This is a genomic window from Rhizobium sp. Root1204 (genome assembly GCF_001424965.1).
GTDB lineage: Bacteria > Pseudomonadota > Alphaproteobacteria > Rhizobiales > Rhizobiaceae > Pararhizobium.
The window spans coordinates 183737-204266 of the sequence record NZ_LMCZ01000004.1; the positions used below are offsets into that span (position 1 = coordinate 183737).

General features: G+C 60.0%; 19 protein-coding genes. 10 read left to right on the plus strand and 9 right to left on the minus strand.

Annotated features, from left to right (window positions below; genetic code table 11):
* The first annotated feature begins 78 nt into the window (after nucleotides 1-78).
* A complete protein-coding gene (gene rnd / locus ASC96_RS06410) occupies nucleotides 79-1224 on the plus strand; it encodes a ribonuclease D (protein WP_060502201.1) in 1146 nt (381 codons plus the stop codon).
* Between the two features lie 9 nt (nucleotides 1225-1233).
* Here the strand turns inward: rnd and ASC96_RS06415 are convergent, their stop codons facing one another.
* Nucleotides 1234-1641, minus strand: a complete 408-nt coding sequence (locus tag ASC96_RS06415) for a DUF2000 family protein (protein WP_060502202.1) — start codon at nucleotides 1639-1641, stop codon at nucleotides 1234-1236.
* Nucleotides 1642-1741: 100 nt separating this feature from the next.
* Between ASC96_RS06415 and ASC96_RS06420 the strand changes: the two genes are divergently transcribed.
* The 3 genes from ASC96_RS06420 (at nucleotide 1742) to ASC96_RS06430 (ending at nucleotide 5167) form a co-directional block, all read left to right on the plus strand.
* On the plus strand, nucleotides 1742-2548 hold the full coding sequence (locus ASC96_RS06420) for an AraC family transcriptional regulator (RefSeq protein ID WP_060502240.1): 807 nt from the start codon (nucleotides 1742-1744) through the stop codon (nucleotides 2546-2548).
* A gap of 87 nt (nucleotides 2549-2635) precedes the next feature.
* Nucleotides 2636-3703: an adenylate/guanylate cyclase domain-containing protein gene (locus tag ASC96_RS06425; RefSeq protein WP_060502203.1), complete on the plus strand. Its 1068-nt coding sequence runs from the start codon at nucleotides 2636-2638 to the stop codon at nucleotides 3701-3703.
* A 105-nt stretch (nucleotides 3704-3808) separates the two neighbouring features.
* On the plus strand, nucleotides 3809-5167 hold the full coding sequence (locus ASC96_RS06430; protein ID WP_060502241.1) for an esterase-like activity of phytase family protein: 1359 nt from the start codon (nucleotides 3809-3811) through the stop codon (nucleotides 5165-5167).
* Between the two features lie 81 nt (nucleotides 5168-5248).
* Here ASC96_RS06430 and ASC96_RS06435 read toward each other — a convergent pair whose 3' ends face one another.
* The 5 genes from ASC96_RS06435 to ASC96_RS06455 all read right to left on the minus strand — a co-directional run bounded on the left by ASC96_RS06435 (nucleotide 5249) and on the right by ASC96_RS06455 (nucleotide 12006).
* The gene (locus ASC96_RS06435; protein WP_060502204.1) at nucleotides 5249-6307 is read right to left on the minus strand and encodes a calcium-binding protein; all 1059 of its coding nucleotides are present in this window, start codon (nucleotides 6305-6307) and stop codon (nucleotides 5249-5251) included.
* A gap of 89 nt (nucleotides 6308-6396) precedes the next feature.
* A complete protein-coding gene (ppx, locus tag ASC96_RS06440; protein WP_060502205.1) occupies nucleotides 6397-7917 on the minus strand; it encodes an exopolyphosphatase in 1521 nt (506 codons plus the stop codon).
* A gap of 12 nt (nucleotides 7918-7929) precedes the next feature.
* Nucleotides 7930-10116, minus strand: coding sequence for an RNA degradosome polyphosphate kinase (locus ASC96_RS06445; RefSeq protein ID WP_060502206.1), 2187 nt, complete (start codon nucleotides 10114-10116; stop codon nucleotides 7930-7932).
* A 67-nt stretch (nucleotides 10117-10183) separates the two neighbouring features.
* Nucleotides 10184-10870, minus strand: a complete 687-nt coding sequence (gene hdaA / locus ASC96_RS06450) for a DnaA regulatory inactivator HdaA (RefSeq protein WP_060502207.1) — start codon at nucleotides 10868-10870, stop codon at nucleotides 10184-10186.
* Nucleotides 10871-10875: 5 nt separating this feature from the next.
* Nucleotides 10876-12006: an AI-2E family transporter gene (locus ASC96_RS06455; RefSeq protein WP_060502208.1), complete on the minus strand. Its 1131-nt coding sequence runs from the start codon at nucleotides 12004-12006 to the stop codon at nucleotides 10876-10878.
* 218 nt (nucleotides 12007-12224) lie between these two features.
* Between ASC96_RS06455 and purM the strand changes: the two genes are divergently transcribed.
* Complete coding sequence (purM, locus tag ASC96_RS06460; protein ID WP_060502209.1) at nucleotides 12225-13295, plus strand: phosphoribosylformylglycinamidine cyclo-ligase; 1071 nt, start codon at nucleotides 12225-12227, stop codon at nucleotides 13293-13295.
* Nucleotides 13296-13303: 8 nt separating this feature from the next.
* On the plus strand, nucleotides 13304-13924 hold the full coding sequence (gene purN / locus ASC96_RS06465) for a phosphoribosylglycinamide formyltransferase (RefSeq protein ID WP_060502242.1): 621 nt from the start codon (nucleotides 13304-13306) through the stop codon (nucleotides 13922-13924).
* A 31-nt stretch (nucleotides 13925-13955) separates the two neighbouring features.
* Here the strand turns inward: purN and ASC96_RS06470 are convergent, their stop codons facing one another.
* Nucleotides 13956-14570: an NUDIX domain-containing protein gene (locus tag ASC96_RS06470; protein WP_060502210.1), complete on the minus strand. Its 615-nt coding sequence runs from the start codon at nucleotides 14568-14570 to the stop codon at nucleotides 13956-13958.
* A gap of 6 nt (nucleotides 14571-14576) precedes the next feature.
* Nucleotides 14577-16709, minus strand: a complete 2133-nt coding sequence (locus ASC96_RS06475; RefSeq protein ID WP_060502211.1) for a molybdopterin oxidoreductase family protein — start codon at nucleotides 16707-16709, stop codon at nucleotides 14577-14579.
* Between the two features lie 67 nt (nucleotides 16710-16776).
* Between ASC96_RS06475 and ASC96_RS06480 the strand changes: the two genes are divergently transcribed.
* From ASC96_RS06480 to ASC96_RS06495, 4 genes are all read left to right on the plus strand, one after another.
* Nucleotides 16777-17643, plus strand: coding sequence for a 23S rRNA (adenine(2030)-N(6))-methyltransferase RlmJ (locus ASC96_RS06480; RefSeq protein WP_060502212.1), 867 nt, complete (start codon nucleotides 16777-16779; stop codon nucleotides 17641-17643).
* A 90-nt stretch (nucleotides 17644-17733) separates the two neighbouring features.
* Nucleotides 17734-18183, plus strand: coding sequence for a hypothetical protein (locus tag ASC96_RS06485; RefSeq protein ID WP_060502213.1), 450 nt, complete (start codon nucleotides 17734-17736; stop codon nucleotides 18181-18183).
* A gap of 8 nt (nucleotides 18184-18191) precedes the next feature.
* On the plus strand, nucleotides 18192-18950 hold the full coding sequence (locus ASC96_RS06490; RefSeq protein WP_060502243.1) for a ribonuclease: 759 nt from the start codon (nucleotides 18192-18194) through the stop codon (nucleotides 18948-18950).
* Between the two features lie 40 nt (nucleotides 18951-18990).
* Nucleotides 18991-19581, plus strand: coding sequence for a glutathione S-transferase (locus ASC96_RS06495; protein WP_060502214.1), 591 nt, complete (start codon nucleotides 18991-18993; stop codon nucleotides 19579-19581).
* Between the two features lie 77 nt (nucleotides 19582-19658).
* On the opposite strand, the gene ASC96_RS06500 is transcribed toward ASC96_RS06495, so the two are convergent.
* Complete coding sequence (locus ASC96_RS06500) at nucleotides 19659-20300, minus strand: outer membrane protein (protein ID WP_060502215.1); 642 nt, start codon at nucleotides 20298-20300, stop codon at nucleotides 19659-19661.
* Nucleotides 20301-20530 lie beyond the last annotated feature (230 nt).

The window sequence follows — 20530 nt, forward strand, 5'->3', positions numbered from 1 at the left end:
CGTTGTGGCACCGGGCGCGAAGGGATACATCGGGTGAGTTTTTAACGGCCGCATTTCCGCCACAGTGATTGAAGTTTGATGATCGAGACAACCGCCGAACTTGCCGCCGCCTGCGAAACGCTGGCCAGCGGGGAATACCTGACGATCGATACGGAATTTCTCCGCGAAACGACCTTCTGGCCACAGTTGTGCCTGATCCAGATGGCCGGGCCGGACATTGCCGTCATCGTCGATCCGATGGCCAAGGATATCGATCTTGCGCCATTCTTCGAACTGATGGCCAATACGAATGTCGTCAAGGTGTTCCATGCGGCCCGCCAAGACATCGAAATCATCTACAATCTCGGCAAGTTGATCCCGCACCCGATCTTCGACACGCAGGTTGCCGCGATGGTCTGTGGCTTCGGAGACAGCGTTTCCTACGACCAGCTCGTCAGCCGGATCAAGAACGTCCATATCGACAAATCATCGCGCTTTACCGACTGGAGCCGCCGGCCGCTGACGGAAAAGCAGCTCGACTATGCACTGGCCGACGTCACCCATCTGCGCGATGTCTACCTGCACCTGAAGGCCGAGCTTGAGCGCGAAGGCCGCTCGCTGTGGCTGACAGAGGAAATGGCCATTCTCGAGGCCAAGGAAACCTACGACATCCATCCGGACGATGCCTGGCAGCGCCTGAAGATGCGGTTGAAAAAGCCGATCGAGCTTGCTGTCCTGCAGAAGGTTGCCGCCTGGCGCGAGCGCGAAGCGCGCAACCGCAACGTTCCGCGCGGCCGCATCCTCAAGGACGACGGCCTCTACGAGATCGCCCAGCAGCAGCCAAAGGACGTCGAGGCACTCTCGCGCCTGCGCACCATCCCCAAGGGCTGGGAACGGTCGGCGGCAGGCACCGCAATCCTTGAGGCGGTCAGTGCCGCCCTCGAACTGCCGAAGGCCGAGATGCCGAAGCTGCCGCGCCAGAACCAGGCGCCGGAAGGCGCGCAGGCCGCCGGTGAAATGCTGAAGGTTCTGCTGAAGCTGATCGCCGAAAAGCAAGGTGTTGCCGCCAAGATCATCGCCAACAGCGACGATCTGGAGCGGATCGCCTCGGAAGGCCCGAAGGCCGATGTCGGCGCCCTGAAGGGCTGGCGGCGCGAGCTGTTCGGCGACACCGCGCTGAAGCTGATCAACGGCGAAGTCGCCCTGCGCTTCGTCGATCGCAAGATCGAAGCCGTCGAGCTTTAAGCAATTTTATCAGGGGTGCATCCTTGCCCCCTTGGTGATCTTGTCGGCGATCTTCTTGTCGGCGTGTAGCGCAATGCCGACAACTTTGGCATCGTCCGGTCCGAACTGGGAAAACACCTCACGATTTGCCGCATCATGGCCGGTCGAAAACATTTCCTCGACATAGAGCGAGGTTTTCACTTCGCGCTCCAGCGCCCGGCGATGAATGGTGCTCATGGTCTTTTCGTCGGCGGAGAGCACGATGACCGGCTGAATACTCAGCGGGTTATAGACGTTGCCATCGGCATCGCGGTAAACTTCGCCGATAATGCCGGGCTTTTCGGCAATGATGCCACTGGTCAGGAACGCGGTGACGTTCAGCTTTTGCCAGACGGCCAGGTCCTCGCGCAGCACGATTGCAAATTTGGTATCGAACATGAATGCCAACTCCACTCTTGGGAACAGGACGCTTGAAACGTCCGGGGCCTCCTTAGCCTGCGCCGGCAAGGGCGATCTTGAACGTTCGTGCACATCGGCGATGTCCGACAGCATAAAGGTCGCTCCCGTCTCCGGCGGCATCGAGCGAATCGAGGCGCATTTCCATGGCAACGCCTTCGAACCGCATCGCCACGACACCTATGCGCTCGGCTTAACGCTGCAAGGCGTGCAGGCCTTCCGCTATCGCGGCATGGTCCGCTACAGCCAGCCTGGCAACATCATCGTGCTCCACCCCGACGAACTGCATGATGGCGGGGCCGGAACCGACGAGGGGCTGCGCTACCGGATGATGTACCTGCCGCCGGAAATGCTGGCAGAGGCGCTCGGCGACACGCCGCGCGGCCTGCCCTTCGTGCCCTCACCCGTCATCGCCGACCGCACCTTTGCTGCCCATCTGGCGGGGGTGATGCACGATCTGGATGGTGCCATCGGCGGGCTGCAGCTGGACGAGATGCTGACCGGCATTGCCGACGCCCTGCTGCGGCATTCGGATGGTGGCGGCAAGGCGCGGATGAAACGGGCGGACCAGACTGCCATCCGCCGGGCCTGCGACTTTCTGCAGGCGCATTCCGATCGCCAGGTGAACTCCGATGAGCTCGAGGCCATCACCGGCCTCGACCGGTTCACCCTTGCCCGGCAATTCCGCGCGGCCCTTGGCACCAGCCCGCATCGGTACCTGGTGATGCGTAGGCTCGAGCGGGCACGGGCAATGATCGGCAACGGCAAAAGCCTCGTCGAGATCGCGCTCGATACCGGCTTTGCCGATCAGGCGCATTTCACCCGGCATTTCAAGAAGACCCACGGAATGACACCCGGCCGCTGGGCGAGCCTGTGCGGCCGGACATGAAGCGCCACAAACCGTTACACGAAATTGCTTGACCCGACCTGCTCAAATGGAACAATGCCTGCAAGCCCGGGGGAGCGGAGCTGATTCATGAGAGAAATATCCCCGACAGAGAACTGGTTGCTGATCACGCTTGGCATGGCTTTGAGCGGTGTCATTTACGGCCTGATCGCCTTTCCGGGTGAGCCGATGATCATCGGCGCGGTCTTCGCCGTGTTCATGGGCGTGCCCATGATTGCCTTCGAGCGGCGGATCTTGTTGCGCCCACTGTACCGGCGGATCGAGCGGCTTCCCACAATCGCCTACATCGCCGTGGCGTTGGTGATCTATGAAATACTGATGAGCGCCGGTTATGCTGCAGCAGCTCTGTTGATGTGGGCGCTGAAATTTATCGAGCCGAGATCACTGGCAGACGTCCTTGTCATGCCGTTCCACGTCTTCCTCTATGCGCTGGCCGTCTGCGCGCTGATCGTCTTCATCCTGCGTGTCCGTGACCTGCTCGGGCGCGATGTTTTCACCAGCATGTTGATCAGCCGCTACCGCCGGCCGGTGAAGGAGGAGCGCGTCTTCCTGTTCATCGACCTTGCCGATTCCACATCCTTTGCCGAGAAGCATGGCGACCTGCGGGCGCAGGAGTTTTTGAAGGCCCTATTTGCCACGTTTGCCGAACCGGTCCGGCGTCACCGGGGCGCGATCGATGACTATGTCGGCGATGCCGCGATCGTCACATGGCCGCTGGAACGCGGCGTCAAATTTGCGCGCTGTGTTCGCTGCATCTTCGATATCCTCGATGATATCGAAGCCAATGCAGCCACCTGGCGCAAGAATTTCGGCCAGGTCCCGCGGCTGCGCGCCGCCCTGCACGGCGGCTTTATCATCACCGCCGAAATCGGCGTCGATCATCACAAGATCACCTTCTTCGGCGATACGGTGAATACCACCGCGCGGCTGGAATCCTTGTGCAAGTCGCTGGGCCGGCAGGTGCTGATTTCAACCGAACTCGCCCAGCGGATCCGGCTGCCGGCGACAATTGAAGTCGAGGATCTCGGTGATCACGCCGTCAAGGGCCGTGGTCAAACACTGGGCGTCATGGCCTTGAGACAACAGGAAAAACTTGAAATGGCGCCCGCGTTCGATCTGCGCGTTCCAGCGGAGTAACGGCTCGTTCCTCAGCCGTCACCAAAGCTTCATCCAGCCGTCAATTCGCCGACATCAATGCCCTGCTAAGCGGTACGCCTCGACCAACCGCTCAATGGGGATATGATGAAAAACGCTCTCTTCGCTTCCGTGGCTTTCAACCTTCTGATGACATCGGCCGCTCTTGCCGAAGACACCGTCTTCCCGGCCAAGCTCGCCGCCCACGCCATTCTGCCGGCCAACACGATCATTGCAGCGCCTGCGGATGCGGCCGACTACCTGAAGACATCGGGCAAGTTCACCACTGCAGATCGCAAGCGCACCGAGGCGCTCGGCACCGTTCCCGGCAAGGATGGTGTGCGCCTCACCGGTCTGTCGCTGCCCTTCGACGGCCAGCCGATGCAGGGTTTTTCCGGCATCAAGACCATGCCTGATGGCACCTTCTGGAGCATGTCCGACAACGGTTTCGGCTCGAAGCTGAACTCCTCCGACGCGATGCTGATGCTGCACAACATCAAGATCGACTGGGATGCCGGCAAGGTCGAAGCCGTAAAGACCCTGTTTCTTTCCGATCCCGACAAGAAGGCTCCCTTCCCGATCGTCATGGAAGGCGCCGAAAAGCGTTACCTGACCGGCGCCGATTTCGACGTCGAATCGATCCAGCCGGTCGCCGACGGTTTCTGGGTTGGCGAAGAATTCGGGCCTTACATCCTGAAATTCGACCTCGACGGCAAGCTGACCGACGTCATCGCCACCACCGTTGACGGCAAGGCCGTCATGTCACCCGACAACCCGACGCTCGCCGTTCAGGCCGATCCGTCCAAGCCGATGCCTGCACTCAACGTCAAGCGCTCCGGCGGCTACGAGGGCCTTGCCATGTCGAAGGACGGCAGCAAGCTATACGGCCTGCTCGAAGGTCCGCTCTGGACCGACGCTGAAACCGTGGAACAGGCCGAAGGCCGCCCGGCATTGCGCATCATCGAACTCGATGTCGCGTCGAAGGCCTGGACCGGCCGCAGCTGGCTCTATCCGCTGGCTGAAGGCGGCGAGGCGATCGGCGATTTCAACATGCTCGACGACACAACTGCGCTGGTGATCGAGCGTGACAACGGAGCAGGTACCGTCGACAAGGCCTGCGCCGATCCGAAAGCACCGGCAGCCGATTGCTTTGCCGTCGGTTCCAAGGTCAAGCGCATCTACAAGATCGAGATGACCGACGAAAACGCCGGCAAGGCCGTGCGCAAGATCGGCTATATCGACCTCCTGAAGATCGCCGATCCCGACAACAAGAAGCGTCAGGGCGGCGGCGAAGGTTTTTACGACATGCCGTTCGTCACCATCGAGAACGTCGATCGCGTCGATGACACCCACATCATCGTCGGCAACGACAACAACCTGCCGTTCTCGGCCGGCCGCTTGCTCGACAAGGCCGACGACAACGAGTTCGTGCTGCTCGAAGTGGGTGAACTCCTGAACGCCAAGTAAAATCACCATCTGCGACAGACGAAGGCCCCGCAAAATCAATTGCGGGGCCTTTCGCGCCTCACTCAGATGGGCAAACCTGCCTCAGAGGATAAAATAGCCCTTCGACAACGTCAGCACGTCGTCAAAACGGATGGCGAAATCTGCCGTCTTGTCGCCATTGATATCGCCGTAGACGAAGGTCTCCGAGCCCTGTTTGACATAGCGCAATTCACCCGCCTTGCCGTGAAATTCTTGAGTGCCGATATAGGTGAAGGCGTCGTTCTTGGCAGTATTGCTATTGGCGTCGATCGCCGACAGATCGATCCTGTCGCCGCCTGCGCCGGAAAAATCAAGGATCGTGTCACGGCCAGCGGCCGATAATGTCGAGTCGGAGGCTACACGGAACACAAATGTGTCCTTGCCCGAACCGCCGGTCAGCTTGTCCGCGCCTGCATCGCCATAAATTCTGTCGTTGCCGGCAGCACCATCGAGAACATCATTTCCTCCTGCACCCGCCAGGACATTGATGCCACTATCGCCAGTGAGCTTGTCGGCGAAACGGGATCCGACCAGATTCTCGATGGACGAATAGGTATCGCCTCTTGCTTCACCCGTGTTGACAGAACTCTTCGCGAGATTGGCGGTCACGCCGCTTGCCGCTGCAAAGTAATAGGCCGTGTCCTTGCCCGTTCCACCCACAAGTTTATCGGCACCGGCACCACCCATCAGGTTGTCGTCGCCACCATTCCCGTTCAACGTATCGTTGCCGCGGCCGCCGACGAGACCATCCGAATATTTCGTGCCATTGATCACATCGTTGCCCGACAGAACCAGATCGATGAATGCTGCATCATTACCGGCAAAAATCGTATCGGCCACCTTGGCGGCTGAGAGTTTGAGGCCGGTGACCGTCAATGCATCCTTGCCGCCGACCACGACCTTGATCCCGGTCAGCGTTCCAGCCGTTATGTCGGTAAGCCGTCCGAAACTCGACGTACCTTTGAAGCCCGTACCGATAAAGGAGGTGTAATACGAAGCGTTATCGTAGACTTTGATGTGTGTGGGGGAAATCTGTGAGAAATCATAGTCGAAAAGACCTGCAGTACTCGTCGCCAACATATCGACGCTACCGCCGAAGTCCGCATAACTAAACGTCGCCATCAACTTCCTCCATCACGCTTTCCAAAAACGGAAAACCGCTCCACAGCGGAGAAAATATACAGGCGGCGCTTGCAATTACAACGCGAATATTACTCGAACCGGAATGCAATCCGCTTGCCTGTCAGCTTGGCAAGTTGCTGCAGGCGGCCATCGAGCCGTTCGCCGGCAAATTCCGAGTAGGCGGATGGAACGATGAATTCCAGATCGAGGTCTGGCGAAGCGGATGGCCGGATATCGAGATTGCGCACGACGCCCGGCATGGACGCCGACAGCAGATAGACCACCCTCAGAAGGCCACCGAGAAGCTTGGCGAGTTCCAGCAGACGCGGCGTGGCGATCGCGGCCAACGGCTCGGTTGCGCCGTCGTCGTTCAGGCCCTCGAAACGATAATAATTGGCAAGGGCGACATAGGCGCGGCCTGCATGGGTGATGCCGGAAAAGGTGCTGTGGGCGATGATGTTGATCGCCTGCAGGCCGCGATAATCCGGATGGGCGCGCCAGCTGATATCGGCAAGCAGGCAGGCAGCCTGACGGTAACGCCCCTCTTCCTCAGTCTCAGCGATCCCGAAATGCGGCACCATCTTGCCGCTCCAGTCGGCCAGCTCGCGGGCATGTTCAGGCGAGCGGGCCCGCAGGATGGCAATTTCGCGCGCGGCAGCCAGCAGCGGATCGTGCGCCCGCACGGTGTCGGACAAAAGTGAATAGAGATAACCTTCGCGAACACCAAGCGCCGAAAATGAAATCACCGACGGCCTCATCTGGGCGATGACTTCCTGCAGGGCAACAGCGCCGAACGGCAGAAGCACACGGCGGCTTTTCGAAATATGCGAATAAGCCGGCGACTTCATATCCTTCGGCTCAATCACCTCGGGCAGAAAGGCCATGGCTTCGTCAAAGGAGATTTCATAGCCCTGCATCATGTGCAGCGGATAATTGCGCAGTTCCATATGCAGCTTGGCGATCGCCCGCCAGGTACCGCCAACCGCGTAGAATGTACGGCCGCTGGTGTTCTGCAGAACCTGGGCGCCCTTTACGTAGCGGCGCACGTGGCTGCGGGCCTTGACCACCGATCCCTCTGCATGCTCCGACAGACGGATACCGCCAAGCGGCAGGGTGATGCCCTTGCCGACCTTGGGGCCGAAGACATCGACGAGCTCCAGTGAACCGCCACCGAAGTCGCCGACAACGCCGTCCGGGTCGTGATAGCCACTGATGATGCCGAGGGCGGAGAAATAGGCTTCTTCCTCGCCGGTCAACACACGGACTTTCTGACCAAGGATAATCTCGGCCCTGCGGATGAAATCAGGACCATTCGAGGCATCGCGCGCGGCAGCCGTCGCCAGCACGAAAACCGTGGAGGCGCGCGCCTGCGTCGACAATGCCCTAAACCGATGCAGCGCCTTCAGCGCCCGCTCGACGCTTTCAGCGTCCATCCGGCCGGTCGCATCAATGCCCTTGCCGAGACCGCACATGACTTTTTCGTTGAACAGAATGGCCGGAGACCGGCTCAGCCCCTCATAGATCACCAATCGAATCGAGTTCGACCCAATGTCCACGACGGAGACGGGGGCAATACCAGGCAAACGCCCCTGGGCTTCAGACTCTACCATGCAATTCCAGTTTTATCTTCTGCGGCCGCTATCCCAGCCGGCAATTACCTTCGGCGTGCTGGATTTCAAGGCCTCGCCCCGCCCGGACAGGCTGGGATTGGTCATGAAATAGACCTGCGCATTGAACGGCTCGGAATCCTTGGCGACTTCCATACGCCGGGACGTTCCGTCAGGAAGAATCTCGTAGCTCTGCTGGTTATCGATGAGATTCCCCAGCATGATCTGCGACAGCACCTGTTCATGCACAGTCCGGTTGATGAGAGGCACAAGGGTCTCCACCCGCCGGTCCAGATTACGCGGCATCATGTCCGCAGACCCGATATAGACGAGCGCGTGCTCGGAGGGAAGCCCATGGCCGTTGCCGAAACAGAAGATGCGGGAATGCTCCAGGAACCGTCCGACGATCGATTTGACGCGGATCTTGTCGGATAGTCCGGGAACCTGCGGCCGCAAGCAGCAGATGCCGCGCACCACCAGATCGATCTCGACACCGGCACGGCTGGCGCGGTAGAGCGCATCGATGATTTCCGGATCGACCAGCGAATTCATCTTCATCCAGATCGACGCCGGGCGGCCAGCCTCAGCATGAACGATTTCCTCGTCGATATGCTGCAGGATGCGCGGACGCAGCGTATGCGGCGAAATCGCCAGTTTCATGCCCGCCTCCGGCTCGCCGTAACCGGTGATGAAATTGAAGATATTGGCCATGTCATGGGCAATCTTCGGATTGCAGGTGAAGAACGACAGGTCGGTGTAGATCTTCGCAGTGACCGGGTGATAGTTTCCGGTGCCGAGATGGCAGTAGGTTCGAAGCTTGCCCTCTTCGCGGCGCACCACCATCGACATCTTGGCATGCGTCTTCAGCTCGATGAAGCCGAACACGACCTGCACGCCGGCGCGTTCCAGATCGCGCGCCCAGCGGATATTGGCCTCTTCGTCAAAGCGCGCCTTCAACTCGACCAGTGCCGTTACGGACTTGCCGGCCTCGGCCGCATCGATCAGCGCCCGCACGATCGGGCTGTCGTTGGAGGTGCGGTACAGTGTCTGCTTTATCGCCAGAACGTCAGGATCGCGCGCAGCCTGAAGCAGAAACTGGACCACCACGTCGAAGCTTTCGTAGGGGTGGTGGACGACCATGTCCTTTTCGCGGATGGCGGCGAGGCAGTCTCCGGCGTGTTCGCGGACGCGCTCGGGAAATCGCGCATTGTACGGCTCGAAGCGCAAATCCTCGCGCGGCGCCTTTGTGATCTCTGAAAGCGTATTGAGGGCCAGAAGGCCCGGCAGCACGGCAACGCGATTTTCCGGCACGCCAAGTTCGCCGACAACGAACTGACGCAACCCGGCCGGCATTTCGGAATCGATCTCGATGCGGATGACCGAACCGCGGCGGCGGCGCTTCAGTGCCGTCTCATAGAAACGCACGAGATCTTCGGCCTCCTCCTCGACCTCGATATCGCTGTCTCGAATGATGCGGAACGTACCGGAGCCCTTCACCTCGTATCCCGGGAACAACCGTTCGATGAACAGGCTGACGGCATCTTCCAGCGTGATGTAGCGGATCACCGACTTTACGTCGGGCAAGCGAATGAAACGATCCAGCGCGACAGGCAGGCGCAACAGCGCCGTCATCGGTTCGCGGCCGCGTGTGCTCACCAGTTGCAGGCCCATCGTGAAGCCGAGGTTGGGAATGAACGGAAACGGATGGGCGGGATCGATCGACAGCGGCGTCAGGACCGGGAAGATCGACTGCTCGAACTCCATGGCAAGCCATCCGCGATCCTGTACCGACAGCGAGATCGGCCGGACGATCAATATGTCTTCCTTGGCCAGATATTGCTGCAGCACGGCCAGCGATGCCTGCTGTTCCATCTGGAGATTGTCGATCTCCTTGAGAATATCCTGCAACTGCTCGGCCGGCGTCTTGCCATCCGGGCTGCGTACGGCCACGCCCTGGCGGACCTGCCCTTCGAGACCGGCAACGCGCACCATGAAGAACTCATCGAGGTTTGCAGCCGAGATCGACAGGAAACGGACGCGTTCCAGCAGCGGATGGGCGGTATTGAGGGTTTCCTCGAGAACGCGGCGATTGAACTGCAGCCAGGAAAATTCGCGGTTTATGAAGCGCTCGGGACTGGTCAGAAGATCGATTTCCTCGGTCACCGGCACGTTTGCAGCCGTTGCAGATGTCGCAGTGTCCATGTCCCAGCCCGCCTTTTTTTGCTTTTCTCGAAGCAGCTAGCTCAGTTTGACGACGGAACTGTGACAGTCAATCGATTTCGCGTGTCTTTCCAAGGGTACTGAGCACTTCCAGAGCCAATGCCCGGTTGATGCGGCTGCCCCGCGCCAGCGCCAGATGATCCAGCCTTTCGACAATCGTCTGGGCGGATGCGAGCGAACGCTCCATGCGCGCAACGATATAGCTGATCAGCCGGTCATCAACAGCAAGCTGCCGGTCGGCCAGAAGCTTCACCAGAACCTGCGCCAGCAGCTCATCGTCCGGCTCGCCGATCTCGACGACGGTTGCCGCCTTCAGGCGCGAGCGCAGATCGGGCAGTTCCACCGGCCACGACATCGGCCAGAGCCGGCTGGTAATCAACAGACTGGTGCCGTTTTCGCGGACGCTGTTGATGACGTGGAACAGGGCGCGGTCATCAAAGCCTTGGCGGTCGGCATCCTCGAACAGAACCGGGCCGCCCGCCGCGAGCTCGGCAGCGTTGCTGCCAGCGGTTGGATGGATAGAAACCGCTTCGCTGTTTTCCCGCCAGATCGCCGCAAGATGCGATTTGCCCGACCCGACGGGGCCAGCCAGGATCACCACCGGCGATGGCCAGCGCGGCCAGCTGTCGATGATTGTCACCGCCGCCTTCAGGCGCTCGGATACGAGAAGATCGTCACGACCCGTCTGCGGTTCGTGCTCGAAAACGAGCGGCAATTGTTCGAACTTGCGGACCATACGCGTTACTCTGGAAGCTTGTGACTTTTGTGTTCGGGCTCGATCGTCAGAATATGACGGTGACCGTGGTAGAGCGTGCTGTCGAGATAACGGCCAATGCCAAAACGGACGAGCACACCGATGGCGGCAGCACAAGGGACCGCGACCAGCAACCCGACAAAGCCGAACAACGCCCCGAAGGCCAGCAGCGCGAACATCAGCCAGACCGGATGCAGGCCGACACTCTTACCGACCAGCCGCGGCTGTAGAATGTTGCCTTCCATGAACTGCCCGGCAAAAAAGATCGCTGCAATAATGACGATATGCAGGTAATCCGGCCAGAATTGGACAAGAGCCACACCAATGGCAAGCACAAGGCCAACCATCGACCCGACATAGGGAATAAAGCTGATCATGCCGGCAAACAGGCCGATCAACAGGCCGAAGTTAAGGCCGGCGAAGGATAGCGCGATACCGTAGAACAGGCCGAGAATGATGCAGAGCGATCCCTGCCCGCGCACGAAACCGGCGATCGTCGCATTCATGTCACGGGCGATCTGGCGCACGGTCGCGACGTGGTCACGCGGGATCCAGCTATCGACCCGCTCCACCATCCGGTCCCAGTCGAGCAGCAGATAAAAAGCGACGACGGGCGTGACGACGAATAGCGAGATGATGTCGAGCAGCGCCATGCCGGAGTTCCAGAGTTGCTGGAACAGTGTTCCCAGGAAACCTGCCCCCTGCTCGAGCAGCTTGGCGGAATTCTGCTTGATCGTATCCATCTGGCTGGAAATCCAGTCCGGCAGCCAAGCCGCGTCGGGACTGGTCAGGAAAGCCTGCAGCATCGAAATATAGCCCGGCATCTTCTGGATGAAGTCTGATGCCTGGGTGAACACGATCGGGATGATCACCACCAGCGACAAGGCGAAAACGACGATGAAGCCGATCAGGATGACGATCGTTGCCATCAGGCGGCTGAGGCCAATTCTCTCCAGCCGGTCGGCGACGGGATCAAGGAAATAGGCGAGCGCCATGCCGGCGATGAACGGCAGGAGAATGGTGGAGAACACCATGAGGAAAGCAATGAAGGCCGCAAGGAAAAGCAGCCAGAAGATGATCTGGCGCTGCAGCCCGCTGCCGCTCAATTTGTTGACCATACCGCTGTTCCGATGCCTTGCCGCCCGCGCCTCGCTGCGCCGCTTCTAGGGTTTGAGATAGGATGTGCCACCGACGATGGTCAAGCCTGCGGCGTAAAAGCCCGGCAATGGCGGGCAAAACATCAAAAAAGCGGGAGTAAACCGGGCAATATGCTTGCACTTGCGCCACCACCATGCCAATCGCAATCCAAATATGACGAGCCGGCGGAGATCAAGCCATGAGCGAGCCAGGAAAGAACGGTCTGACCTACAGCGATGCGGGTGTGGATATCGACGCCGGAAACCTTTTGGTGGAAAAGATCAAGCCGCATGTTCGCTCGACGCGGCGCCCCGGCGCCGACGGCGAGATCGGCGGGTTTGGCGGCCTGTTCGACCTGAAGGCCGCGGGCTTCAAGGATCCGGTCCTCGTTGCCGCCAATGACGGCGTCGGCACCAAGCTGAAGATCGCCATCGACGCCAACAAGCATGACACGGTCGGCATCGATCTCGTCGCCATGTGCGTCAACGACCTCGTCGTCCAGGGTGCGGAGCCCCTCTTCTTCCTCGACTATTTCGCCACCGGAAAGCTTGATCCCGACCAGGGTGCTGCCATCGTCGGCGGCATTGCGGCCGGTTGCCGAGAGGCAGGCTGCGCGCTGATCGGCGGCGAAACCGCCGAAATGCCGGGCATGTATGCTGGCGGTGACTACGATCTCGCAGGCTTTGCGGTCGGCGCTGCCGAGCGCGGCCAGTTGCTGCCGGCCGGTGATATCGCCGAAGGTGATGTCATTCTCGGCCTCGCCTCCTCCGGCGTTCATTCCAACGGCTACTCGCTGGTACGCAAGATCGTTTCGCTCTCGGGCCTTGCCTGGGACGCGCCAGCGCCGTTCGGCGAAGGTACGCTGGCTGATGTTCTCATGACGCCGACGCGCATCTACGTGAAGCCGCTGTTGAAGGCGATCCGTGAGACCGGCAAGCTGAAGGCACTCGCCCACATCACCGGCGGCGGTTTTCCGGAAAATATTCCGCGGGTGCTGCCGAAGCATCTCGCTGCCGAGATCGACCTTTCCGCCATCCAGGCCCCCTCCGTCTTCTCCTGGCTTGCAAAGACCGGCGGCGTTGCCGCCAATGAAATGCTACGCACCTTCAACTGCGGCGTCGGCATGATCGTCGTTGTGGCCGCTGAAGATGCCGATCAGGTCACGTCGGTGCTGAAGGCCGAAGGCGAGACCGTCTTTGCGCTCGGCCGCATGGTCGCCCGCGACGAAGGCGCCGCCGGCACGATCTACAAGGGCACGCTTACTCTATGAACGACACGGTGAAAGCGGCCCGCAAGCGAGCCGTGGTGTTCATTTCCGGCGGCGGCTCCAATATGCTGGCGCTGGTCAAGGCTGCCTCCGCACCGGATTACCCCGTCGAAATCGTTGCCGTCATTTCCGACAAGGCGGATGCGGGCGGGCTCGCCAAGGCCGCCGCTCTTGGTATTGCGACCTTCTCGTTTGTCCGGAAGGACTATGAAAGCAAGGACGCGCACGAAGCAGCGATCCTGTCGGCGCTGAAAACGCTTTCGCCCGACATCATTTGCCTGGCCGGCTACATGCGGCTGCTCACCGCCACTTTCATCAATGCCTATGAGGGCCGGATCATCAACATCCACCCGTCCCTGCTGCCACTCTTCCCCGGCCTGCACACGCATCAGCGGGCCATCGACGCCGGGATGACCGAGGCAGGCTGCACCGTGCATTTCGTCACCGAAGGCATGGACGAAGGGCCGGTAATCCTGCAGGCCAAGGTCCCGGTATTGCCGGGCGATACTGCCGACAGCCTCGCCGCCCGAGTGCTCGTCGAAGAGCACATGTCCTATCCGGCAGCGCTACGGCTGGTTGGCGAAGGCAAGGTGCGGATGGATGGTGATAAGGCGGCATCAGCGGCGGGCTGAGTTATCTCCGCCCGCGGCTTTATCCTGGCCCTCATGCACTGCTTGGATCTGCCGACTTCAATTTCCCTCTGTTCAGCATCGCCCACTGCAGCAGCATGATCGTCTTGCCGTCGCAGATCTCGCCACTGCCGATCATCGCCATGGCATCGGCAAGCGGGATTTCCAGGACCTCGATATCTTCGTCCTCATGCGCGGCACCCCCACCGTCTTCGGCGCGCACCGTTGCGTCGATGATGGCGACGAAGAAATGGACGGTTTCGGTGACCGCACCGGGCGACATGAACGCATGAAAGAGCGGCTGCACATCCGTCACCAGATAGCCGGTCTCCTCCATCACCTCGCGCTTGATCGCCTCGGCCGGATGGTCGCCGTCGAGCAGCCCCGCCGGTGTTTCCAGCAACCAGCCGGAATGAGCGTTGAGATATGCTGGGATGCGGAACTGCCGCACTAGAACGACGCTGTCACGCTTGGGATCGTAAAGCAGGATGGTGGCGCCGTTGCCACGGTCATAGACCTCCCGTTCCAGCTTTTTGGTGGTGCCGTTGGAGCCAGTATAGTTGAAGGTCACTTTGCGCAGGTGGTACCAGTTTTTCGATAGCGTCTCGTCCTTGAGGACGTCGACCTTCGCATTCTTAAATTTCGTCATTACCTGCTAATCCTTGCGCATCCATACGCGATTGTCATGAAAGGCCGCACCGCCATAAGGGGCTGCCGCATCGGCTCCGGTGAGAACGTTGATGCCCTCGCCATCCAGATGCGCATCATTGGGCCAGAGCCCTTCGGCAATGACGACGCCACGCCGTGCGCCGCCGCCAAGCTTGGCATGCAGGCGGATTTCGCCGCGCTCGTTGCCGATCCGCACGATATCGCCGTTAACAATGCCGAGGGCCTCGGCGTCATCGGTATGGATCATCGCTTCCGGGCGGACTTCCTTCTGCAGCGAGGACGGCGTTTCGGCAAAGGTCGAATTGAGGAAGGACCGGGCCGGCGAGGTCGCCAGCCGGAACGGATGGGTGGGTGTCGCAACCTCGATCAGGTCGACATGGTCTGGAAACTCGGGCAGCTCGGCATGCGGGCCGAAGACGCCGAGCGCCTTGGGCGGCCGGTTCGGCGCGGGTGTCCCGATCCAGTCTGCCTTGAAACGAAATTTTCCATCCGGATGGCCAAACCCTTGGACAAAATGCGCCGTCTCGAAATCCGGCTGGATATCCAGCCACTTGTCGCGCTTCAGCCCTTCGAAATCGGTGCCGTGGTTGACGAGGATATGGTCGATATGCTGACGCTCGGTAAGGCCGAAACCGGGCTTGTCCGCAACATCCAGACGCTTTGCCAGTTCCTCGATGACAAACAGGTTGGTGCGCACGGTCGATGGCGGCTCGACGACCTTGGGACCGAGCAGGATATGCTGATGACCGCCGCCGCGATAGAGATCGTCGTGCTCGAGGAACATGGTAGCCGGCAGCACGATATCGGCGACCTTGGCGGTATCGGTCATAAACTGCTCATGCACGGCAACGAACAGATCATCGCGCAGAAAGCCGCGCTTCACCAACCGCTGTTCCGGCGCGACATTGACCGGGTTGGTGTTCTGGATCAGCATCGCCGTGACCGGGCCGCGATGGCGCAACGCTTCCGCATCGCCGGTCAGCACCCGGCCGATCTGCGACTGGTCGAGCATGCGGATATCCGGGTCGAGCATGGCCGAGCCCATTAGTTCGCGCTTGTCGAATTTGAAGATATCGTTGTTGGTGTGGAACGCCCCACCGCCCTCGTATTGCCAAGAGCCGAGCACGGTCGGGACAGAAGCAGCCGCATGAATGGCGACCGCGCCATTGCGCTGACGGGTGAACCCATATCCCAGCCTGAAATAGGTTTTCGGGGTCGTGCCAACCAATTTGCCGAACGCCTCGATCTCGTCCACCGCAAGCCCGGTGATGTCAGAGGCCCATTGCGGCGTGCGCGTCTTCAGATGGTTTTCAAGCCCTGCCGGATCATCGGCGTATTTCGTAAGGTAGGCACGGTCGGCATAACCATCGCGGAAGGCAATGTGCATGACGGCGCAGGCGAGCGCCGCGTCAGTGCCGGGCTTCAGCACCAGCCCGATATCAGCCTGCTTGACGGTCGGGTTGTCATAGATGTCGATAACGACGATCTTGGCGCCGCGATCCTTGCGGGCCTTGATCGCATGGGTCATGACGTTGACCTGAGTCGCCACCGCATTGGTGCCCCAGATGACGACGCAATCGGATTTCGCCATCTCGCGCGGATCGGGGCCACGCAACGAACCAATCGCCATGGCCAGCCCGGTCCATGCCAGGTTGGTGCAGATCGAGCCGAAGAAACCGGAATACCTCTTGGCGTGACGCAGGCGGTCAATCGAATCGCGCTGTACCTGCCCCATCGTCCCGGCGTAGAAATAGGGCCAGACGGCCTCGGAGCCGTATTGCTGCTCGGCCTTGACGAACGCACCGGCAATCTCGTCGAGCGCATCGTCCCATGATAGCTGCTGCCAGTGGCCGTCGCCCTTAGCGCCCTTGCGGCGCTGCGGCACCATCAGACGGCCGGGATGATAGATGCGCTCCGAATAACGGGCGACCTTGGCGCAGATCACGCCGGCCGTATAGGTATTGGCGCTGGCGCCGCGCACCCGGCCGATCCGGCCTTCGGGAGACACATCGACCTCCAGCGCGCAGGCGGAGGGACAGTCGTGCGGACAGACAGTGTGGCCGACGGACTTTTCTGGTTTTATAGGGGTCGCAACGTTCATGGCTTTTCTATATGGCATCGCGAAAGGGTCTCACAGTCCCCTTGGCCATCCATTCCAATATTTCATCGGGACGTAAGGGACGCGAATGAATTACCGTCACATCTATCACGCCGGAAACTTCGCCGATGTCCTCAAGCATGCCGTGCTTGCCCGGCTGATCGTCTACATGGCGCAGAAGGACAAGGCATTTCGCGTGCTCGATACCCATGCCGGTATCGGCCTCTATGACCTGTCGAGCGAGGAAGCGCAAAAGACCGGCGAATGGGTCGATGGCATTGGCCGTATTCTCGACACGGACATTCCGGCCAAGGCAAAGGCCATTCTCGAGCCTTATCTCACTGCCATACGCGACCTCAACCCTGATGGCGGCCTGACGCTCTATCCCGGATCTCCGAAGCTAACCCGCATGCTGATGCGGCCGCAGGACCGGCTGTCGGCAATGGAGCTGCATCCCGACGACTACGAGACGCTGCGCCGCCTGTTCGACGGCGACTTCCAGAGCCGCATCACCGAACTGGATGGCTGGCTGGCGCTCGGCGCGCATCTGCCGCCCAAGGAAAAACGCGGCATCGTGCTGGTCGACCCGCCGTTCGAGATATCAGGCGAATATGAGCGGCTGGTTGACGGCCTGCACAAGGCTTACCGGCGCTTTTCCGGCGGCACGTTCTGCCTTTGGTATCCGCTGAAGCAAGGTGCGCCGATCGCCGAATTCCACACCGCGCTCAAGGCACTGGAAATCCCCAAGATGCTCTGCGCCGAACTGTCTGTCCGCAGCGACCGCGACACGACCGGGCTTTCGGGATCCGGTCTGATCATCGTCAATCCACCGTTCACGCTGAAGGGCGAACTGGATATCCTGCTCCCCTTCCTCAAGGACCGGCTGAAGCAGGATCGCCACGCCTCGGCCCGTGCCTTCTGGCTGCGCGGCGAGGAAGTGCTTGAACGAGACTGAGCAAGCGCGATTGAACAAGAGCGGGATTGAACGGGGCTTGACGGCCGGCGCGCAAGAGACGCAATCTGCGGTTCGCTGGGAGAGAGGATCATGACAGCCATGCTTGTGCGCACCGTCGTTTTCTCACTCGCCACGCTGGCATCTGGTGCAATGGTATCTGGTGCAACGGCGGCAAAAGCGTCCGATCATCTCAACTATGGCATGGCCCACGTCTCGGATGCCTGCGGAAGCCCCGGAGTACTCGACTTCATTACATCCGGCTTCGGCAGCCGGGCTGCAGATTATTTAAAAATGGATATCGCCATCGCCGAAATCCGCGACACCCGGCAAAAGCGCATTGAACTGCGCGACAAGACCCGACCGGTCCAGCGTGAATATTGCCGCGCCACCGCCATCACCAGCGACGGCGAAAAACGGGCGCTCTGGTATCTGATCGAGCGCGACTTCGGCTTTGCCGGTATCGGCTCGAATATCGAGTTCTGCCTGAGTGGCCTTGATCCCTGGTATGTTTACGGCGCGCAATGCGCGTCGTTGCGGTGACGGCTGCGATGCATCGTTTCCGTTGTGTGATTATTGCGCTTGCCGGCTTACTGGCACTTTCCGCGTGTAGCGGCGAGGAGAAATCCCCGCAGCCTAAAAAAGACGCGCCTGCTTCCGGCACTACTGCCGCCAACACGCCGATCATCGGCACGCCGGGCACCGGTACGCGTCAGAAAACGACTTCCGTACCGCTAGGCAGCGGTTTCGACTTCTATGTCCTGTCGCTGTCGTGGTCGCCAAGCTGGTGCCTGGACAACGATCCCTCGGGACGCTCGATGCAATGCGACCCGGACAACAACCACGGTTTTATCGTTCACGGGCTTTGGCCGCAGAACGAACGGGGATACCCGGAATTCTGCCGCACAAGGGAATCCGACCGTGTGCCGGATGCCCTTGGACGGCCCCTGTTCGACATCATGCCCTCAATGGGGCTGATCGGTCATGAGTGGCGCAAACACGGCTCCTGCTCGGGCCTGAGCCAGAAGGACTATTTTACCGTCCTGCGCGCTGCCCGCGAAAGAGTGGCGATACCGCAAAGTTTGCAGTCGGTCGGATCCAGCCAGCGAACAAATGCCGCGCAAATCGAGACGGCGCTGACATCGGCCAATCCGGGCCTGCGCAACGATGCGCTCGCTGTTACCTGCGCGTCCGGCCGCGTCGATGAAATCCGCATATGCTTCAACAAGGATTTGAGTTTCCGCGCCTGCGGCGAGATAGATCGGGCCGGCTGCAAGGCGAAAAACCTGGAACTTCCAGCTACCCCTTAGTTCACTCAAAAATTTGACTGTTCAACGAAAGAAAGCACGCATGAAAATCTACTCTTCCCCCACCTCGCCCTATTCCAACAAGGTGCGCATGGCTGCGCGCTACGCCGGTCTCGCTGCCGAAGGCGTCCTGACCGATACCAACGGCACCCCACAGGACCTGATCGCCAACAACCCGCTCGGTAAGATTCCGACATTGGTCACCCCCGATGGCAAGGCGATCTATGACAGCCGGGCAATCATGTACTTCATCGACCGCGAGACGAAGGGCAAGCTTTATCCGCGCAATGCGGAAAAGCGGACCGACGTGGAAATCCTGGAGGCGCTTTGCGACGGCATCTGCGACTGCCTGCTGGCGATCGTCTATGAAAAGCGCGTCCACCCGCCGGAAAAAATCCACCAGCCCTGGATCGACCGTCAGTGGGAAAAGGCAGGCCGCGGCCTCGACTATCTCAATGCCAACCTGCCGAAGACCGGCGCCAAGCTGCATGCGGGCCATTTCGCGCTTGCCGCCCTGTTGCGCTATATTGAAGTCCGGTTTGCCGGCGAGTGGCAGAAGGGCCGCCCGAAACTGAAGAACTGGCCGCAGAAATTCGAAAAGTTCTTCCCGGACTACGGACAGTTCAAAGCCTGACATGTCTACAAACTACTAATTTTAAATAACAAAAAGGCCGGATTTCTCCGGCCTTTTTGTCAGTCTTATCGCATGGATCAGAACTTGACGCCCATACCAACGCGAACACTGTGTTCGTCGTAGCCAGACGAAACCCGCCCGCCGCCAATACCGAAATCCTTCGAACCGTAGTCGGAGTAACGATACTCGACGCGTGCCGTGACGTTGTCGGTCACAAACGCTTCGGCACCGGCACCGGCCGTCCAGCCGATGAGCGTGTTCTTGTCCGAGCCGCCGCCATTAGCCGTTGCCTTGACGCTGCTTGCAGCAACACCGGCCGTACCATAGACGAGAACCGGGTTCAGGTCATAACCGACACGGCCGCGGACCGAACCGTTGACGCCCTGCTCCATGCGGCGTGCGCGGTTGCGGGTGTCGTTGTCGCCGTAGTTGATATCGGCTTCCGCACCGTAAACGATGTTACCGCTCTGCATGTTGTAACCGCCATAGAGGCCGCCGCCGAAGCCGGCAGCACCGCGTCCGCCGGTCGCGTCGTATTCGCCGCGGGCCCAGTTCGCCGTACCACCAACATAGGCGCCCGACCAGTTCTTGACGGCCGGTTCGTTGTATTCAGCAGCCGGAGCGGCCGGCACTTCGTCGATCGCATCAGCAGCCTGAACAGCGGAGAAGGCGATGAGGGATACGGCAGATGCCATGAGGGTGGTGATGAGAGTACGCATAAAAGTCTCCTTTACGAACCGATGTTCCGGACCCTCGCGGTCCTAAATTGATACATCGGGGAATTTGCAATTAACCCGCCCGGTTGACGGAGAAATTGACAATCAAATGCGGATTCTCAAGAGCCAAATTGTGAAATTTTAGTGGCACGACCATGGCTAAAATTCGATGTTGCTTCATCGCCACAGGGTAAATATTAACTAAAAAACAATATTAATAAAAAATATACTAT

What these genes read in the sequence shown, in the direction of transcription:
- ASC96_RS06415 (WP_060502202.1), bottom strand. Translation starts at nt 1,641, where the DNA reads ATGTTCGATACCAAATTTGCAATCGTGCTGCGCGAGGACCTGGCCGTC.
- ASC96_RS06480 (WP_060502212.1), top strand. Translation starts at nt 16,777, where the DNA reads ATGAATTACCGTCACATCTATCACGCCGGAAACTTCGCCGATGTCCTC.
- ASC96_RS06435 (WP_060502204.1), bottom strand. Translation starts at nt 6,307, where the DNA reads ATGGCGACGTTTAGTTATGCGGACTTCGGCGGTAGCGTCGATATGTTG.
- hdaA (WP_060502207.1), bottom strand. Translation starts at nt 10,870, where the DNA reads ATGGTCCGCAAGTTCGAACAATTGCCGCTCGTTTTCGAGCACGAACCG.
- ASC96_RS06455 (WP_060502208.1), bottom strand. Translation starts at nt 12,006, where the DNA reads ATGGTCAACAAATTGAGCGGCAGCGGGCTGCAGCGCCAGATCATCTTC.
- rnd (WP_060502201.1), top strand. Translation starts at nt 79, where the DNA reads ATGATCGAGACAACCGCCGAACTTGCCGCCGCCTGCGAAACGCTGGCC.
- ASC96_RS06500 (WP_060502215.1), bottom strand. Translation starts at nt 20,300, where the DNA reads ATGCGTACTCTCATCACCACCCTCATGGCATCTGCCGTATCCCTCATC.
- ASC96_RS06475 (WP_060502211.1), bottom strand. Translation starts at nt 16,709, where the DNA reads ATGCCATATAGAAAAGCCATGAACGTTGCGACCCCTATAAAACCAGAA.
- ASC96_RS06430 (WP_060502241.1), top strand. Translation starts at nt 3,809, where the DNA reads ATGAAAAACGCTCTCTTCGCTTCCGTGGCTTTCAACCTTCTGATGACA.
- ASC96_RS06490 (WP_060502243.1), top strand. Translation starts at nt 18,192, where the DNA reads ATGCATCGTTTCCGTTGTGTGATTATTGCGCTTGCCGGCTTACTGGCA.
- ASC96_RS06420 (WP_060502240.1), top strand. Translation starts at nt 1,742, where the DNA reads ATGTCCGACAGCATAAAGGTCGCTCCCGTCTCCGGCGGCATCGAGCGA.
- ASC96_RS06470 (WP_060502210.1), bottom strand. Translation starts at nt 14,570, where the DNA reads ATGACGAAATTTAAGAATGCGAAGGTCGACGTCCTCAAGGACGAGACG.
- ASC96_RS06495 (WP_060502214.1), top strand. Translation starts at nt 18,991, where the DNA reads ATGAAAATCTACTCTTCCCCCACCTCGCCCTATTCCAACAAGGTGCGC.
- purM (WP_060502209.1), top strand. Translation starts at nt 12,225, where the DNA reads ATGAGCGAGCCAGGAAAGAACGGTCTGACCTACAGCGATGCGGGTGTG.
- ASC96_RS06445 (WP_060502206.1), bottom strand. Translation starts at nt 10,116, where the DNA reads ATGGACACTGCGACATCTGCAACGGCTGCAAACGTGCCGGTGACCGAG.
- ASC96_RS06425 (WP_060502203.1), top strand. Translation starts at nt 2,636, where the DNA reads ATGAGAGAAATATCCCCGACAGAGAACTGGTTGCTGATCACGCTTGGC.
- ppx (WP_060502205.1), bottom strand. Translation starts at nt 7,917, where the DNA reads ATGGTAGAGTCTGAAGCCCAGGGGCGTTTGCCTGGTATTGCCCCCGTC.
- ASC96_RS06485 (WP_060502213.1), top strand. Translation starts at nt 17,734, where the DNA reads ATGACAGCCATGCTTGTGCGCACCGTCGTTTTCTCACTCGCCACGCTG.